The sequence below is a fragment of the Dactylosporangium vinaceum genome, from assembly GCF_019904175.1.
Classification (GTDB): domain Bacteria; phylum Actinomycetota; class Actinomycetes; order Mycobacteriales; family Micromonosporaceae; genus Dactylosporangium; species Dactylosporangium vinaceum.
Genome location: NZ_CP061913.1, coordinates 9,776,753 through 9,791,976, shown reverse-complemented (window position 1 = coordinate 9,791,976; position 15,224 = coordinate 9,776,753). Strand labels below are relative to the sequence as shown.

Genomic DNA, 15,224 nt, shown 5'->3' with positions numbered 1-15,224 from the left:
ACCCGAGCGGATCCAAGCGGGATTCACCAGGGGAAAAGAAACTTTCAGGCGTCGATGATCTCGGGCTCCGCGTCGCGCTGGACCTCGCGGATCACGCCGGTGCGCCCGGCCGTCGCGTCGGCGATCGCGGTGCGGGTGGTGGCGGTCATGGGCTCCGGCAGGCAGTCGGTGTCGTGCCAGCCCAGGCCGCTGATCCGGCCCGGTGCGTTGAGGGCCGGGCCGCCGTCGCCGTCGATGCGGCCGCGGAAGACGTGCACGAACAGGTCGGGCGTGGACGCGCCGCAGCCGTCGCCGGTCAGCTGATACAAACCGATGAGTTCGAGAATCTCGGTCTCGAGACCTGTCTCTTCGCGGATGTCGCGGATGACCGCGTGCACGGGGCTTTCCGCCGCCCGGACCCGCCCGCCCGGGAGACCCCACAATCGGTGACCGCCGGCCTGGCGGCACAGCAGGACGCGGCCGGCCGCGTCCTCGATGATCGCGGCGACCGCGGAGGTCACCTGGCTGCCGTTACTCAACGCTGAGGAGCTCATGACCCGACTGTATGCGCCGCCCCGTACCGTTGCGAGACCCTTACGAATGGTGATCTCCAAACATCAAACAGGGGTGCGGTAGCGTGTGCACCCGTGAATGCTGTCCCGGCTCTGCTGGCCGAGATCCCGAGCCCGACCCAGGGCGTCTGGGACCTCGGACCGATCCCGCTGCGCGCCTACGCCCTGTGCATCGTCCTGGGCATCGTCGCCGCCTGCTACATCGCCGACCGCCGCCTGCGGGCCCGGGGCGCCCCGCCGTGGGTGATTCTCGACGTGGCGATCTGGGCGGTCCCGTTCGGTATCGTCGGCGCCCGGCTGTATCACGTGATCACGTCGCCGGACGCGTACTTCGGAGAGAACGGCTCGATCCTCAAGGCGTTCAAGATCTGGGAGGGCGGCCTCGGTATCTGGGGCGGGGTCGCGGCCGGTGCGCTCGGGGCGTACATCGCCTGCCGCCGGATGAACCTGCCGTTCGCGATGGCCGCCGACACGCTCGCCGTGGCGCTGCCGGTCGCCCAGGCCATCGGGCGCTGGGGCAACTGGTTCAACAATGAGCTGTACGGCAAGGAGACGACCCTGCCGTGGGGCCTGAAGGTCTACAACTGGGACACCGCGAGCGGCCGCGCCCTCGAGGCCGGTGGCCAGCCGATCGTGCTCGGCATCTTCCACCCCACGTTCCTGTACGAGTCGCTGTGGTGCCTCGGTGTGGCCGTCGCCGTCTGGCTGCTCGACCGCAAGTACCGCTTCGGCCGCGGCCGGGCCTTCGCGGTCTACGTGATGCTCTACACGATCGGCCGCTTCTGGATCGAGGCGCTGCGCATCGACGACGCCCAGCACTTCCTGGGCCTGCGCCTGAACAACTGGACGTCGATAATCGTCTTCGCGGGCGCACTCATCTACTTCCTGCGCGTGCGCGGCCCGCAGGAGCGGGTGACCTACGACGAGGACGGCAAGATCACCCGGGTGAGCCCCGACGCGGTCCCGGCGCTGGAGGCGGCCGAGGAGCCCAAGGCGCTCCCGGCGGCCGACGCGACGCCGGACGCGGCGGAGGTGCCGGACGTGGCGGAGGTGCCGGAGCCGGCCGCGGAAGCGGCCGAGCCGGAGGAGCCCGGAGCAGAAGAGGACGCGGCGGCCGAGGAAGCGAAGGAAAAGCAGGGCTGATGCGGTCCGCCGTCGTGGTCGGCGCCGGGATCGGCGGGCTCGCCGCCGCCGGCGCCCTGGCCCGCTCGGGCTGGAAGGTCACCCTCCTTGAACGCGACGACCGGCTCCGGCCGGGCCGGGCCGCGCTGGTGCTCTGGCCCAACGGGGTCCGCGCGCTGCGGGCCCTGGGCCTGGCCGGCGGGCTCGAAGGGATCTCCACGCCGGTGCCGGCGGCGGGCATCCGCCGCCCGGACGGGACCTGGCTGGTCCAGCCGGGAGCCGTCGACCTCACCGGCGAGATCGGGTCGCCGCCGGTGGTCGTGCACCGCGAGGACCTGCACGACGCGTTCATCGCCGCCCTCGGCGAGCAGGTCGACGTGCGCGGCGGGATCGCCGTGCAGAGCGCCCGGGTGCGCCGGGACCGGCCCGCGGTCGGCGACGGCCGGGTGACGTTCGAGGCCGACCTCGTCGTCGCCGCGGACGGCCCGGACAGCGCGGTGCGCCGCCGGCTCGCCGCCGCCAGCACCTTCGCCAGCGGCGGGTTCGCGGCCTGGCGGGCGGTCATCCCGTGGTACCGCGCGCCCGAGATCCCGGCCGGCACCGAACTCCACGGCGAGGTCCTCGGCAACGGCCAGCGCTTCGCCTACGCGTCCCTCGGCGAGCGGGGCTCGGCCGGCGGCTCCACCCGCGGCGGCATGTACTGGGTGGCGACAGTGCCCGGCGCCCTGCGCCCCGAGCCGCCCGCCGGCCAGCTGGCCCTGCTGCGCCGCTGGTTCGCCGGCTGGCCCGCCCCGATCGCCCAGCTGCTGGCCGCGACCGAGGCCGACGACCTGGTGCAGGAGCCGGTCGGGGAGGTCACGCCGCTGCCGGAGACGTTCGGGGTGGTGGCCGGGGCGGGCGGGTTCGCGCTCGTCGGCGACGCGGCCCACGCCATGCCCCACCACCTCGCCCAGGGCGCCTCCCTCGCGCTCGAGGACGTGGCCACCCTGCAGACGGTGCTCGCGGAGCTGGCGGTGCCGGCGGCGCTCGGCGAGTACAGCCGGATCAGGAAGCCGAGGATCCTGCGGGTGCTGCAGCAATCCAGAAAGGCGGCGGCTGTACTGCAAGTGCGTGGACGGCTCGCCGCCTCCCTCGCCCGCGTGCACCCCCGGACCCTCGAACGGGCGGCCGCCGCGGCGACGGAGTGGGGCGGCCCTACCGGGTGAGCACCCCGTGCTCGACGCACTGGGCCGACCAGCCCCCCGGCAGCACCTGCACCTTCATCCGGCGGCGGCAGTGCGTGCAGTACCGCGGCGGCTCCAGCTCCCGGGCCGCCGAGCACGCCGCGTGGGAGCCGCCGGTGAACGGCTCCCCGCAGCGATCGCAGAACATCGGCGCCGTCACAGCGTCGCCGACAGCGCCTTGACCGGCATCGACAGCTCGTCGAGCAGCGCCAGGTCCTGCGCCGGGGAGCGGCCGAGCGTCGTCAGGTAGTTGCCGACGATCACCGCGTTCACCCCGCCCAGCAGGCCGTCGCGGGTGCCGAGGTCGCCGAGGGTGATCTCCCGGCCGCCCGCGTAGCGCAGCAGCGTGCGCGGCAGCGCCAGCCGGAACGCCGCGACCGCGCGCAGCGCGTCCTTGGGGTCCAGGACCGGCTGCTCGGCCAGGGGCGTGCCCGGCCGCGGGTTCAGGAAGTTGAGCGGCACCTCGTGCGGGTCGAGCTCCTGGAGCTGGATGGCGAACTCGGCCCGCTGCTCCACGCTCTCCCCGAGCCCGAGGATGCCCCCGCAGCACACCTCCATGCCGGCGGCGTGGACCATCCGCAGGGTGTCCCAGCGCTCCTCCCACGTGTGGGTGCTGACGACCTGCGGGAAGTACGACCGCGCCGTTTCCAGATTGTGGTTGTACCGGTGGATGCCCAGCTCGGCCAGCCGGTCCACCTGGGCCTGGGACAGCATGCCGAGCGAGGCGGCGATGTTGATGTCGACGGCCGCCCGGATCGCCGCGACCCCGTCGGCGAGCTGCGTCATCAGCCGCTCGTCGGGCCCGCGCACCGCGGCCACGATGCAGAACTCGGTCGCCCCGGTCGCCGCCGTCTGCCGCGCCGCCTCGACGAGCGAGGGGATGTCGAGCCACACGGCCCGCACGGGCGAGGCGAACAGCCCGGACTGCGAGCAGAAGTGGCAGTCCTCGGGGCAGCCGCCGGTCTTGAGCGACACGATGCCCTCGACCTCGACCTCCGGGCCGCACCAGCGCATCCGCACGTCGTGCGCGATGGCCAGGTACTCGGGCAGCTCCTCATCGGTACACGTCAGCACCGCGAGGACGCCGTCGAGGTCGAGCCCCTTGCCGGTGTCCAGGACGGCCTTGGCAGCATCAAGCATGCTCGTACCTTACAAAGCGTTCGGGTCGCCTGTCCGCTCCCGGGACGGCTCGGTTAAGTTGTATATGTCGCACAATCAGCGTGGTAGATGTCCTACAAGTTCGCCGAGGGAGAGCCGATCGTGGAGTGGTTGGAGGCCCTCGACGACGAGGCCGCCGCCCGGCTGGCCGCGGGTCTGCGCCGCGAGACACATCCGCGCGACAGCGTGTCGGCGGACCTGGCGGGCAACGACTACCTGGGCCTGTCCCGCCACCCCGCCGTCCTGGCCGCCGCCGCCGCGGCCCTGCACACCTACGGCCTCGGCGCGACCGGCTCCCGCCTGGTCCGCGGCTCCACCGACGTGCACCGCGAGCTCGAGGAGAGCCTGGCCGGACTGCTCGGCTGCGCCGCGTCGCTCGTGTACTCCTCCGGCTACCTCGCCAACCTCGGCGCCGTCCGCGCCCTGGCCCGCCCGGGCGCGCTGATCGTCTCGGACGCCCACAACCACGCCTCGATCGTCGACGCCTGCCGCCTCGCGCGGGGCGCCGGCCGCGAGGGCGTCGAAACGGTCGTGGCCCCGCACGCCGACCCGGCTGCGGTCGCGGCGATCCTCGCCGCCCACCCCGGCCGCCCGGCGCTCGTCGTCACCGAGAGCATCTTCTCCGTGGACGGCGACCTGGCCCCGCTGCCCGAGCTCTACGAGATCGCCCGGTCCCACGGCGCCCTGATGCTCGTCGACGACGCCCACGCCCTCGGCGTCCTGGGCCCGCGCGGCGCCGGCGGAGCGGCCGCGGCGGGCCTGGCCGGGGCGCCGGGCCTGGTGGTGACCGCGACGCTGTCGAAGTCCCTGGGCGCCGCCGGCGGCGTGATCGCCGGCCCGGAGCAGCTGCACCGCCAGCTCGTCGACACCGGCCGCACCTTCATCTTCGACACCGCCCTCCCGCCCGCCGTGGCCGCCGGCGCCCTGGCCGCCCTGCGCCTGCTGGCCGAGGGCGACGACCTGCGGGCCGGCCTGCACGCGCGCGCCGCCCGGGCCGTCGACCGCCTGCGCGGCGAGGGCCTGGAGGTCTCCACGCCGGCCGGTGGCGTCATCTCGGTCGCCGCCCCCGGCCCCGACGAGGCCCTGGCGTGGGCGACGGCGTGCCGCGACCGGGGCGTGGCGGTAGGCTGCTTCCGCCCACCGTCCACACCGGACGGACGCTCCCGCCTGCGCCTGACCGTCAACGTCGGCATCCCCGCCGACGCGTTCGACGAGGCCCTCGACGTCATCCTGAAGGAACGCCCGTGAGTGAGTCGCAGGACTCCCTGTTCGGCCTCGACGCCGACCGTGACCCCGGCCTCGATCCCGGTCGTGGCCCCGGGCTCGGCCACGAACTCGGCTTCGGCTTCAGCGAGGAGCTCGCGGGCCCGCTGGCCGGCCCGATCGTCATCACCGGCACCGACACCGGCGTGGGCAAGACCATCACCACCGCCGCCATCGCCGCCGCGGCCACCGCCGCCGGCCAGAGCGTCGCGGTCGTGAAGCCGGCCCAGACCGGCACCGCCGAGGGCGACGAGCCGGACGCGGTGACCGTCGCCCGCCTGGCCGAACCGGCACTCACCCGCACCCTGTCGGAGTTTCCTGACGCCCTGGGCCCGGTCGCCGCCGCCCGGGTCGCGGGGGAGGACCCGTTGACCGCGGTGATGGCCCAGCTGGCGATCCGGTCGATCGGTGAGGAGTACGACATCACCCTCATCGAAGGCGCGGGCGGCCTGCTGGTCCCGCTGGGTGAGGGCGGCTGGACGATCCTGGACCTGGCGGCCGCGCTGCGTGCGACGGTCATCGTCGTGGCCCGCCCCGGCCTGGGCACGCTGAACCACACCGCGCTGACGCTGCAGGCCCTGGAGCGCCGCGAGGTGCCCGCCCTCGTCGTTTTTGGCTCCTGGCCCGCCGACCCCGAGCTGGTCCACCGCACGAACCTCCACGATCTGGAGGCCGACCTGGCCGGCGCCATCCCCGACGGCGCGGGCGCCCTGGACCCGGACGTCTTCCGCCGCGAGTCCCTCCACTGGCTGGACCCGCGCCTGCACGGCCGCTTCGACCCGGTGGCCTTCCGCTCCCACAGCCGCTGAGTCCGCGGACGCCGGCTACTGGCGGCGGCCGCCGGTGGTCAGGAGGTGGGCCATCGGGAGCGTGGCGGCGCCCAGTGCGACCGCGTCCAGGCCCAGCCGCCCGAGCTCGATCCGGGCCTGGGCGAACGGCTGGCGCAGGGCGTGCCGGGCGGCCGACGCGCGGACCCGGGGCAGTAGCCCGGCCAGGGCGACGCCGGCCCAGCCGCCCAGGACGACCAGCTCGGGGTTGAACAGGTTGATCAGGTCGGCCACGCCCGCGCCCAGGTAGTCCGCCGTCTCGTCAAGGATCGAGCGGGCGGCCGGGTCGCCCGCCGAGGCCGCGGCCACCAGCGCGGCCAGCCGGGTCTCCTCGTCGCCGGCGCCGGAGGAGCCGGCCCGGTCCAGGATCGCGGCGGCGCCCACGTACGCCTCCAGGCAGCCCGACGCACCGCAGCGGCAGCGGCGGCCGCCGTACATCAGCGTGGTGTGGCCCCACTCGCCGGCGCTGGAGGAGGTGCCGCGGTACGTCGCGCCGTTCGTCACCACCGCGGCGCCCACCCCGGAGCCGATCAGGGCGAATACCGCGTGCCGGCGGCCCCGGCCGGCGCCGAACCACATCTCGGCCTGGCCCAGGGTCTTCGCGCCGTTGTCCAGATGCAGCGGGATGTCGGTACCGCGGCGCAGCAGCGACTCCAGCGGCACGCTCTCCCAGCCCAGCGTCTGCGCGTGGACGAGGGCACCCTCCGGGCGCTGCTGCACGATGCCGGCCACGCCGACGCCCGCGCCCAGGACCCGGTGGCCGGTGGCGACCGTGCGCAGCCCGGCCAGCACGGAGTCGGCGACGTCCGCGGGTGAGGCGCCCGCAGTGAGCGGCGCGCAGGACTGGGCCAGGCGCTCCAGGCCCAGGTCGAACAGCTCGACCCGCACCCCGGTCTCGCCCACGTCGACGCCCGCGACCGCACCGTAGGACGGGGCCACGCGCAGGATGGTGCTCGGGCGCCCGCCCTCGGACTCCAGCGCCCCGGCCTCGGCGACGATCCCGTCATCGATGAGGTCGTTCACGACGTTGCTCACCGCAGGCTGGCTCAGGCCCGTCCGCCGCGATAGTTCCTGACGCGTGAGAGGGCCTTCCAGGAACAGCCGGGTGAGCAGTGCGGAGCGGTTACGCAGTCGCACCCCTCGATGACTTGCGCGCTCGACCTGCACCGCTTCTCCCCGAAGCCGCACCGGCCGACTGCATTTGCACCGATGAGGCCTGTGTCGCCTGATTGTCGCCGTGTGCGTGCTGGCAACTTTAGGGGGCGGCCCTTGACTCGGCATTCTGAGCGCCCCTTTAATGGCGACATTAATTAAGTCCCGATAGAAAAGACGTGCCGATGCGCCGAGTCATCGCCATGCTTGCCGCATCGACGCTCCTGGCCGGGTCGATCGCCGGCTGCGACAACGCGCCCGAGGGCCCGAAGACGCTCGTGTACTGGGCCAGCAACCAGGGGCCGAGCGCGGACTTCGACCGGGCCACGCTCCAGCCGCAGCTCGACGAGTTCGAGCAGACCCACGGCATCCACGTGAAGCTCGAGGTCGTGCCCTGGTCCGACCTGCTCGACCGGCTCATGGCCGCGACCCGCGACGACAGCGGGCCGGACGTGGTCAACATCGGCAACACGTGGTCGGCCTCGCTCCAGGCGACAGGCGCGTTCGTCCCGTTCGACGGCCGGACGCTCGACCGGGTCGGCGGGCGCGACCGGTTCGTGCCCAACGCCCTCGCCGCCGCCGGAGCGCCCGGCACGCCGCCGTCGGCCGTGCCGCTGTACTCGCTGTCGTACGCCCTGTACTACAACAAGCGCATGTTCGCGGAGGCGGGCATCGCGACGCCACCGAGGACGTGGGACGAGCTCGTCGCCGACGGCAAGCGCCTCACCAAACCGGCCAAGGGGCAGTGGGGCCTGGCGCTGGAGGGCGGCAACCCGGCGGAGAACGCGCACCACGCCTTCACCTTCGGCCGGCAGTACCGCGGGCAGTGGTTCGCCGCCGACGGTACCGCCAGCTTCGACACCACCGCGAACATCGCCGCCATCAAGCGCTACGTCGGGCTGATGGCCGACGACCACATCGCCAACCCCGCCAGTGCGGGCTACGCCAAGAACGAGTCGCGGGCCGACTTCGCCGGGCGCAAGGCGGCGATGCTGCTGTGGCAGGCGGCCGGGCCCTCGCTGCAGCAGGCCGGGATGAGCCCCGACGAGTACGGCGTCGCCCCAATGCCGTTCCTGGCCGACCCGATCACCGGCGGCGGCGTGCGGATCAACAGCATGGTCGCCGGCATCAACATGGCCGTCTACAAGCACACCCGCAACCTGGACGGGGCGCTTGACTTCGTCGAGTTCATGACCAGCGACAAGGAGCAGATCGTCCTGAACAAGGCGTACGGTTCGCTGCCGTCGGTGCGCTCGGCGTACTCCGACGCGGCCTTCCGCACACCGGAGCAGGAGGTGCTGTACCAGGTGCTCAACTCCACCGCGGCCCCGCTGCCGCAGGTGCCGGAGGAAAGCCGGTTCGAGACGCTCGTCGGCACGGCGATGGCGGAGCTGTTCGCCGACGCGGCGGCCGGCAAACCGGTCACGCCCGAGTCGATCAAGGCCAAGCTCACGGCGGCCGAAGGCAAGATCTAGAAGGCTGCGGCAGGCGGTGATCTAGGCTCAGTTCCTGGGTAAGCGAGCCTCCTGAGCTTCGAGGGGAAAACCGACATGACGCAGCAGACCGACAGCTGGGACCCGGACCCGGACGACGAGGGCCAGCTGTCCGCGGAGGACACGCTGTCCGACCGCGGGCTCGACGACTCCCTCGACGAGGGGTACTCGCCGCCGGAGAAGCCGCGTGGGGTCACCGCGTTCGGGGTGACGCAGGCCGAGGCCGAGCAGGGCGAGTCGCTCGACCTGCGGCTGCGCCAGGAGGAGCCCGACACGCTCGATCAGCTCGACGATGACGACTACGGCCGCACCACCGAGTCCGGCGAGTTCTTCGACGAGGGCGAGGTCGGCGACCGCCGGGCCGGCCGACTCGTCGCGCCCGACGAGGGCTACGGCGAGGACGACGAGAAGGACGAGGTCGGCTCGGACGTCGGCATCGACGGCGGCGCGGCGTCGGCCGAGGAGGCCGCCATGCACATCGTGAACGACCGCGACCTGTAACGGCACCGGGCGGCGGCCGCGTCCGCGGGGCCGCCGCCCGCACCGGCATGGACCGGTTGGCCGACACGGCCGCCACCGGGACCGGCTAAGTTGGTCCTCATGCTCGCCCGCCGCGCCGCCGTCCTCGCCGCGCTCGCGGTCACCCTCGCCGCCCCGCTCGCCGGGTGCTCGTCGAAGCACGCGCCGAGCGTCACCGCGACCACCCCGGCCGCGCCCGACCCGACCACACTCGTCGGCGGGCCGTCCCCGGCCGCGGAGCCGGCGACCACCCCGCCCGCGGCCCCGGCCGCCGCGGGGCTCACCACGATCACCTACACGCAGGCGGCGACCGGGTTCCCGGCCGACCCCGACCAGGCGTCGACGACACCGCTGACCGAGGGGCTGCAGCTGCAGGCGAAGAGCCCCGTGTACGACGCGGTGGGCGGGGCGGCCCGGGCGTACCTGACCCCGCAGATCAGCGGCGTCGACCTGGTCATGCCGGTGGTCGCGCGGCAGAGCGGGTGGGTCGCGGTACTGCTGCCGTCGATGAACCGCAGCATCGGCTGGCTGCCGCCGGGCAACTACACCGTCACCCCGTTGCACGACCAGATCATCGTGCGCCGGGCCGCGTTCACGCTGACCTGGGTCCACGAGGGGCAGGCCCAGCAGACGTGGACCGTCACCGTCGGCGCGCCGGCGACCGAGACGCCGCTGGGCCGCACGTTCGTGCTCGGGCGCTCGTCGCTGCCGAGCAAGGTGTACGCGGGCCTGGACGTGCTCGCCCTCGGCGCCGTGCCGGACGACAAGAACGCCGTCGCGAGCGGGCTGGCCGACGCGCACACCGGCATCCACGCCTGGTACCGCAACGAGTTCGGCTACCGCAAGTCCAACGGCTGCGTCCGGATGCCGCCGGCCGCCCAGAAGGTCCTGCTCTCCGCGATCGGCTCCGGCACCAGCGTGGTCGTGCTGCCCTAGAGCGGCCGGCCGGTCTCCAGCAGCGACTTCAGGCTGGCGATGACCTGGGGCCAGCCGTCGCCGAGGCTCGGCAGCACCAGGCTGTCCGCGTCGAAGCCGTCGTGCACCACCGTCAGCTTGCAGTGCTCGCCCTGCTGCTCGATCTCGAACGTCGCCTTGGAACGCGGCTCGTGCGCGACCTTCGCGACGTAGTCGAGGTCGATGTCGAACGCCTTCGCCCACTCCTCGGACATGGTGTGCCAAGTGAACGAGAGCCGCGTGTAGGGCTCGGCCGCCAGGACCACCTGCTCCGGATCGGCGAGCTCGGTGCCGTTCTTGTCCACCCGCCACGTCATGGTCGAGCCGGGCCGCCAGTCGGTGTCGAAGGTGACGCCCCAGTACTGCCGGGTGAACGCGGGCTCGGTCAGCGCCTTCCACAGCTGCTCGGGCGTGGTGCGGATGTAGGTGGTGTAGACGAACTCGGGCCTGCTCATCGGTGTCCCCTCCAGGGCCTTCTTCAGGTCGGCGAGCGCGTCGACCCGCCGCCGGTGGTAGCGGTTGATCCACCGCTCGGCGATGTCGCTGACCGGGGCGGCGTTGAGGTAGTGCAGCTTCTCCCGGCCGCGCCGGACGGAGGTCACCAGCCCGGCCTCCTCGAGCACCGCGAGGTGCTTGCTGACCGACTGCCGGGTCATCCCCAGTCCCGCGCACAGTTCGCGCAGCGTCTGCCCGCCGGCCGCGTCGAGCCGGTCGAGCAGGGTGCGCCGGCTGCCGTCGGCCAGGGCCCGGAACACGTCGTCGTCGCGCAACACGCCCTCCAGATATGCAGCCTTTCGGTTGCCTATATTAGGCAGCCATTTGGTTGCCTGTCAACGCGAACGGGTGACGGTTCGCACCTTGGCGGCGCCGTTCCCGGTTTGACGAAGAGTCTGGATCTGGTGTGTGCGAAGGGGGCTGGACGTGTTCGCGACAGGTGAGGACCCGGCGGCCCGCATGCGCCACGAACTGCACACGCCGTTGACGTCGATCAAGGCGTACACCCGGCTGCTCCGCGACGACCTGCCCGCGAACGGTCTCGCCGACGGCGCCGCCTGCCTCGACGCCATCGACCGCAACGCGGTGCGCCTGGAGCGGTACGTCGACAGTGTCGTGCTCCCCCTGGCCGCCACCGGCGCACCCCCGCCCCGCGAGGGCGCGACCGACCTGGTCGCCGTGGTCCGCGACGCCGTGGACCTGGCCCGCCGCGTGGCCGTGGCCGGCGCCGTGAGCGTCCACGCCGACGTCCCCGACACGGCCCGCGTGGCCGTCGACGAGATGATCTGCCGCCACCTGGTCGGCCAGCTCGTCCTGTGGCTCACGATCGCCGCCCCACCCCACGCCCACGTGGAGATCGCCCTGCGCCGCGACCCCGCGCTCTGCCTGGAGGCCCGCTTCGTCCCGGCCGGCGAGCTGACCACCGCCGCGCAGCGCCGCCCGAGCGACAACACCCCGCGCCCGACCCCGGACCTGCAGGTGGCCGAGGCCGTGGCCAACCTGTGCGGCGGCGACCTCCGCCTCGACGCCACCTCGTTCCGGCTGTCCCTGCCCGCCTCCGCCCTGGCCCCCAGCCCCCGCTGACCAGAGCCCACCGGCCGGGCCCCGGCCACCGCGGCGCTACAGCAGGCCGAGCGACATCGCGGTGGTGACGGCGGCGGTGCGGTCGCCGACGTCGAGCTTGGTGAACGTGCGCAACAGGTGGGTCTTCACGGTGGCCTCGGAGATGTGCAGGGCCCGGCCGATGTCGGCGTTCGTCAGGCCCCGCGCCACCAGGGCCAGCACCTCCACCTCCCGGGCCGACAGGATCGGGGGAGTGGCGCGGCGGCGCGCTTCGCGGGCCAGGCGGTCGGCGACGCTCGGGGCCAGGACCGTCTCGCCGCCGGCGGCCGCGCGGACCGCCGACGCCAGCTCGGCCCGGGTGGCGTCCTTGAGCAGGTAGCCGCTCGCCCCGGCCTCGACCGCGCGCAGGATGTCGGCGTCCGTCTCGTACGTGGTCAGCACCACGATCCGGGTCGACGGCTGCGTGGCCAGGATCCGGGCGGTGGCGCCGGCGCCGTCCAGGCCCGGCATCCGGAGGTCCATCAGGATCACGTCGGGGCGCAGTGCGGCCGCGGCCACCACCGCCTCGTCGCCCGAGCCCGCCTCGCCGACCACCGTCAGGTCCGGCTCGGCCAGCAGCATGCCCCGCAGGCCGTCGCGGACCACGGGGTGGTCGTCGGCGAGCAGCACACTGATCATGAGACTCCTCCGGGGAGGGGCAGCGTCACTGTCACCGTCGTGCCGCGGCCGGGCGAGCCGGTGACCGTACAGGAGCCGCCGACCTGCTCGGCCCGGGAGCGCATGCCGGCCAGGCCGAAGCCGAACGGGGCCGGGCCGATGCCGGTGCCGTCGTCGGTGACGGTGAGGACGACCTCGGTGCCGGTGGTCCGCAGCCGCAGCTCCACGGACGCTGCCGCGGCGTGCCGGCGGGCGTTGGCGAGCGCCTCCTGCGCGGCCCGCAGGAGCACCACCTGCAGCGCGGTCGGGACGCGCTCGGTGCCGTCGGACAGGTGCAGTGCGGTTCGCACGCCCGTGTCGGCGGCGAAGCGGTCCATCTGGCGGCGCAGGGCCGGCCCCAGGCCGGCGTCGTGCAGGTCGGCCGGGGCGAGGGCGGCGACCAGGGCGCGGGCCTCCGCGAGGTTGTCCCGGGCCGTGCGGGCCACCAGGTCGAGGCGGTGGCCGGCGGGCAGGGAGTCGGCCTGGGCGAGCGTGATGATGCTGGTGAAGCCCTGGGCCAGCGTGTCGTGGATCTCCGCCGCCAGCCGGGCCCGCTCCGTGGCCACGCCGGCCTCCCGGGAGAGGCGGGCGATCTCGAGGCGGCTGTTGTGCAGGCGGGAGACGTACGTGCCGATGAGCGCGGCGAACGCCAGGCCGAGCACGGTCAGCGGCAGCAGGCCGTGGACCTTCTGGGTGGTGCCGTCCCGGATCAGCGCCATCGGCACCGGGAGCAGGTCGAGGGCGGCGACGACGGCGAGGGCGGGGCGCAGCGGGAGGGCCTGGAAGATCATCGGCCCCCAGGCGAACAGGGCGAACGCGGCGGTGTGGTCGATCCAGACGGCGGCCAGCTGGAGCCCGCCCACCACGAGGACGAAGAGCCAGGACGGCCCGCTCCTGGACAGGCCCCACCCGAGGCACAGCACGAGCAGTACCGCCGAGACCCAGGGATGCCAGCCGCCGGGGCCGTGGTCGAGCAGCAGGAACGCGACCACGGCGGCGACGGCCAGGACGTAGAACACGTCCCACAGCCGGCGGCTCAGCGGCGATCCGTCCAGCGGAACGTCGCCAGGCTCAGGGCCAGGCCGATCAGGCACCAGGCTCCGAGCACCAGAGCGGTCCTCCCGGGCTCCCATGCTCCGGCCACCTCCTGTGCGGCGAGGGCGTCGGGCAGGAAGACGGAGCGGAATCCCTGGCCCATCCACTTGACGGGGAACAGCGCCGAGACGTTGACCATCGCGCTCGGCAGCGCGGCGATGTGGACGAAGATGCCGGACGTGAACTGCAGGATCAGCACTGGCAGGTTGAGCACGGCCGGTGCGCTGCGGGCCGAGCGGGCCAGCGAGCTCGCGGCGATGCCCAGGAGGGTACAGGCGACCACCGACAGCACCAGGAGCCAGGCGAACGTGAGCCACCGGCCGGGGTCGCTCGGCAACCGCAGGTGAAACAGCCCCACGGCGACGGCCAGGAGCAGGGCGGTCTCGAACAGCGCGGCGAAGAGGACAAGGACGATCTTGCCGAGGAAGTACGCCCCAGCCGTCGCCGGCGTCCCCCGGAGCCGCAGGAGGGTGCCGTCGGACCGGTCGACCGCGATGCCCACGCCGACGCTGATGAACGCGGTGGAGAGGACCCCGTAGGCGATCATCCCGGCCGCGAACACCTGCGAGTGGGTGGTATCGGCGCCCTCCATGACCGGGGTGTCGAAGATGTACCCCAGCAGGATGCACAGTACGGCCGGGAACGCGAACGTGAAGATCAGGGACTCGCGGGTCCGCAAGGTCTGCAGGATCTCGATGAGGCCGCGGGAGGTGCCCACCCGCAGCGTCGACGGCATGGTCATCGGCCTTCTCCGATCAGGGCGAGGTAGACGTCCTCCAGGGACGGGCGGATCACCCGCAGGTCGGAGAAGCCGGACAGCCGGGCGACGACGGCGTCGGGCTCATCCGTGTGCACCTCGTGGAACCCCTCCGCATCCCGCCAGCTCACGGCGGCCGGCGCGCGGTCGCGGCCGCCCACGGTGAGCGGCGTGCCCTCGGCGACGATCCGGCCGTCGGCGAGCACGGCCAGGCGGCCCGCCAGCGCCTCGGCCTCGTCGAGGTAGTGCGTGGTGAGCAGGATCGTGGTGCCGTCGGCGGCCAGGGCCCGGATCAGGTCCCAGAACTGCCGCCGGGCCTCCGGGTCGAAGCCGGTGGTCGGCTCGTCGAGGAAGACCAGCTCGGGCCGGCCGACGATGCCCAGCGCCACGTCGAGGCGGCGGCGCTGCCCGCCGGACAGGGTGCGCACCCGCGCCCCGGCCTTCCCGGCGAGGCCGACGGCGGCGATGAGCTCCTCGGGGTCGCGGCGGTCGGGGTAGTACCCCGCGTAGTGCCGCACCGATTCGCTGACGGTGAGCTCGGCGGCGTCGTTCGCCGTCTGCAGCACCACGCCGATGCGGGCCCGCCAGCGCCGCCCGGCCCCGCCCGGGTCCTCGCCGAGCACGCGGACCTCCCCGCCGTCGCGGCGGCGGTGCCCCTCCAGGATCTCCACGGTGGTGGTCTTGCCGGCCCCGTTCGGGCCGAGGAGGGCGAACACCTCACCCGGCTCGACGGCCAGGTCGATGCCGTCGACGGCGGTGTGGGCCCCGTACCGCTTGCGCAGCCCGCGTACTTCGATCGGTCGCATGCATCGATGCTCGCGAGAATGCGCGGCCCGGGGGTCAACCGGACGACTGAC

The 15,224-nt window shown here is 73.6% G+C and carries 17 protein-coding genes; 8 read left to right on the top strand and 9 right to left on the bottom strand.

Annotation, left to right across the window (positions count from 1 at the left end):
• Window positions 1–44: 44 nt before the first annotated feature.
• On the bottom strand, window positions 45–533 hold the full coding sequence (locus tag Dvina_RS43900) for an NUDIX hydrolase (RefSeq protein WP_223096823.1): 489 nt from the start codon (window positions 531–533) through the stop codon (window positions 45–47).
• A 93-nt stretch (window positions 534–626) separates the two neighbouring features.
• Between Dvina_RS43900 and lgt the strand changes: the two genes are divergently transcribed.
• Window positions 627–1,694 (top strand): prolipoprotein diacylglyceryl transferase, encoded by a 1,068-nt coding sequence (gene lgt, locus Dvina_RS43895; protein WP_223096821.1) that lies wholly within the window; start codon window positions 627–629, stop codon window positions 1,692–1,694.
• On the top strand, window positions 1,694–2,878 hold the full coding sequence (locus tag Dvina_RS43890; protein WP_223096819.1) for an FAD-dependent oxidoreductase: 1,185 nt from the start codon (window positions 1,694–1,696) through the stop codon (window positions 2,876–2,878). The genes lgt and Dvina_RS43890 overlap by 1 nt, the downstream gene beginning before the upstream one ends.
• On the opposite strand, the gene bsaP is transcribed toward Dvina_RS43890, so the two are convergent.
• Both bsaP and bioB read right to left on the bottom strand, forming a co-directional pair.
• Window positions 2,868–3,044 (bottom strand): biotin synthase auxiliary protein BsaP, encoded by a 177-nt coding sequence (gene bsaP / locus Dvina_RS43885; protein ID WP_223096817.1) that lies wholly within the window; start codon window positions 3,042–3,044, stop codon window positions 2,868–2,870. The two genes, Dvina_RS43890 and bsaP, sit on opposite strands and share 11 nt — an antisense overlap.
• An 8-nt stretch (window positions 3,045–3,052) precedes the next feature.
• On the bottom strand, window positions 3,053–4,036 hold the full coding sequence (bioB, locus tag Dvina_RS43880; RefSeq protein WP_223096815.1) for a biotin synthase BioB: 984 nt from the start codon (window positions 4,034–4,036) through the stop codon (window positions 3,053–3,055).
• Between the two features lie 117 nt (window positions 4,037–4,153).
• Here bioB and Dvina_RS43875 point away from each other — a divergent pair, with 117 nt between their 5' ends.
• Together Dvina_RS43875 and bioD are read left to right on the top strand one after the other, a co-directional pair.
• Window positions 4,154–5,302, top strand: coding sequence for an aminotransferase class I/II-fold pyridoxal phosphate-dependent enzyme (locus tag Dvina_RS43875; protein ID WP_380030339.1), 1,149 nt, complete (start codon window positions 4,154–4,156; stop codon window positions 5,300–5,302).
• Window positions 5,303–5,424: 122 nt separating this feature from the next.
• The gene (gene bioD, locus Dvina_RS43870) at window positions 5,425–6,126 is read left to right on the top strand and encodes a dethiobiotin synthase (protein WP_223106048.1); all 702 of its coding nucleotides are present in this window, start codon (window positions 5,425–5,427) and stop codon (window positions 6,124–6,126) included.
• Between the two features lie 15 nt (window positions 6,127–6,141).
• Here bioD and Dvina_RS43865 read toward each other — a convergent pair whose 3' ends face one another.
• Window positions 6,142–7,281 (bottom strand): ROK family transcriptional regulator, encoded by a 1,140-nt coding sequence (locus Dvina_RS43865; protein ID WP_246655716.1) that lies wholly within the window; start codon window positions 7,279–7,281, stop codon window positions 6,142–6,144.
• A gap of 200 nt (window positions 7,282–7,481) precedes the next feature.
• On the opposite strand from Dvina_RS43865, the gene Dvina_RS43860 reads away from it, so the two are divergent.
• The 3 genes from Dvina_RS43860 (at window position 7,482) to Dvina_RS43850 (ending at window position 10,244) form a co-directional block, all read left to right on the top strand.
• Window positions 7,482–8,771 (top strand): ABC transporter substrate-binding protein, encoded by a 1,290-nt coding sequence (locus Dvina_RS43860; protein ID WP_223096809.1) that lies wholly within the window; start codon window positions 7,482–7,484, stop codon window positions 8,769–8,771.
• Window positions 8,772–8,846: 75 nt separating this feature from the next.
• Window positions 8,847–9,290, top strand: coding sequence for a DUF5709 domain-containing protein (locus Dvina_RS43855; RefSeq protein ID WP_223096807.1), 444 nt, complete (start codon window positions 8,847–8,849; stop codon window positions 9,288–9,290).
• Between the two features lie 99 nt (window positions 9,291–9,389).
• Entirely contained in the window at window positions 9,390–10,244 is an 855-nt protein-coding gene (locus Dvina_RS43850; RefSeq protein WP_223096805.1) for a L,D-transpeptidase, read from the top strand.
• Here Dvina_RS43850 and Dvina_RS43845 read toward each other — a convergent pair.
• Window positions 10,241–11,035, bottom strand: coding sequence for an ArsR/SmtB family transcription factor (locus Dvina_RS43845; RefSeq protein ID WP_223096803.1), 795 nt, complete (start codon window positions 11,033–11,035; stop codon window positions 10,241–10,243). The two genes, Dvina_RS43850 and Dvina_RS43845, sit on opposite strands and share 4 nt — an antisense overlap.
• Before the next feature lie 130 nt (window positions 11,036–11,165).
• Between Dvina_RS43845 and Dvina_RS43840 the strand changes: the two genes are divergently transcribed.
• Window positions 11,166–11,840 carry a histidine kinase dimerization/phospho-acceptor domain-containing protein gene (locus tag Dvina_RS43840; protein ID WP_223096801.1) on the top strand — a complete coding sequence of 225 codons (675 nt, stop codon included), beginning with the start codon at window positions 11,166–11,168 and terminating at the stop codon, window positions 11,838–11,840.
• 36 nt (window positions 11,841–11,876) lie between these two features.
• On the opposite strand, the gene Dvina_RS43835 is transcribed toward Dvina_RS43840, so the two are convergent.
• The 4 genes from Dvina_RS43835 to Dvina_RS43820 are packed head-to-tail and all read right to left on the bottom strand — an operon-like array spanning window position 11,877 to window position 15,173.
• Window positions 11,877–12,497: a response regulator transcription factor gene (locus tag Dvina_RS43835; RefSeq protein WP_223096800.1), complete on the bottom strand. Its 621-nt coding sequence runs from the start codon at window positions 12,495–12,497 to the stop codon at window positions 11,877–11,879.
• Window positions 12,494–13,609, bottom strand: a complete 1,116-nt coding sequence (locus Dvina_RS55430) for a sensor histidine kinase (RefSeq protein WP_223096792.1) — start codon at window positions 13,607–13,609, stop codon at window positions 12,494–12,496. Before Dvina_RS55430 ends, Dvina_RS43835 begins: the two co-directional genes overlap by 4 nt.
• A complete protein-coding gene (locus Dvina_RS43825) occupies window positions 13,552–14,352 on the bottom strand; it encodes an ABC transporter permease (RefSeq protein WP_343217070.1) in 801 nt (266 codons plus the stop codon). The genes Dvina_RS55430 and Dvina_RS43825 overlap by 58 nt, the downstream gene beginning before the upstream one ends.
• Window positions 14,349–15,173 (bottom strand): ABC transporter ATP-binding protein, encoded by an 825-nt coding sequence (locus Dvina_RS43820; RefSeq protein ID WP_223096780.1) that lies wholly within the window; start codon window positions 15,171–15,173, stop codon window positions 14,349–14,351. Before Dvina_RS43820 ends, Dvina_RS43825 begins: the two co-directional genes overlap by 4 nt.
• Between the last annotated feature and the right edge of the window lie 51 nt (window positions 15,174–15,224).

Coding starts and splice junctions, on each gene's coding strand:
- Dvina_RS43820 (WP_223096780.1), bottom strand. CDS start 15,173: ATGCGACCGATCGAAGTACGCGGGCTGCGCAAGCGGTACGGGGCCCAC.
- Dvina_RS43860 (WP_223096809.1), top strand. CDS start 7,482: ATGCGCCGAGTCATCGCCATGCTTGCCGCATCGACGCTCCTGGCCGGG.
- Dvina_RS43825 (WP_343217070.1), bottom strand. CDS start 14,352: ATGACCATGCCGTCGACGCTGCGGGTGGGCACCTCCCGCGGCCTCATC.
- bioB (WP_223096815.1), bottom strand. CDS start 4,036: ATGCTTGATGCTGCCAAGGCCGTCCTGGACACCGGCAAGGGGCTCGAC.
- Dvina_RS43850 (WP_223096805.1), top strand. CDS start 9,390: ATGCTCGCCCGCCGCGCCGCCGTCCTCGCCGCGCTCGCGGTCACCCTC.
- Dvina_RS43900 (WP_223096823.1), bottom strand. CDS start 533: ATGAGCTCCTCAGCGTTGAGTAACGGCAGCCAGGTGACCTCCGCGGTC.
- Dvina_RS43890 (WP_223096819.1), top strand. CDS start 1,694: ATGCGGTCCGCCGTCGTGGTCGGCGCCGGGATCGGCGGGCTCGCCGCC.
- bsaP (WP_223096817.1), bottom strand. CDS start 3,044: ATGTTCTGCGATCGCTGCGGGGAGCCGTTCACCGGCGGCTCCCACGCG.
- Dvina_RS43835 (WP_223096800.1), bottom strand. CDS start 12,497: ATGATCAGTGTGCTGCTCGCCGACGACCACCCCGTGGTCCGCGACGGC.
- Dvina_RS43855 (WP_223096807.1), top strand. CDS start 8,847: ATGACGCAGCAGACCGACAGCTGGGACCCGGACCCGGACGACGAGGGC.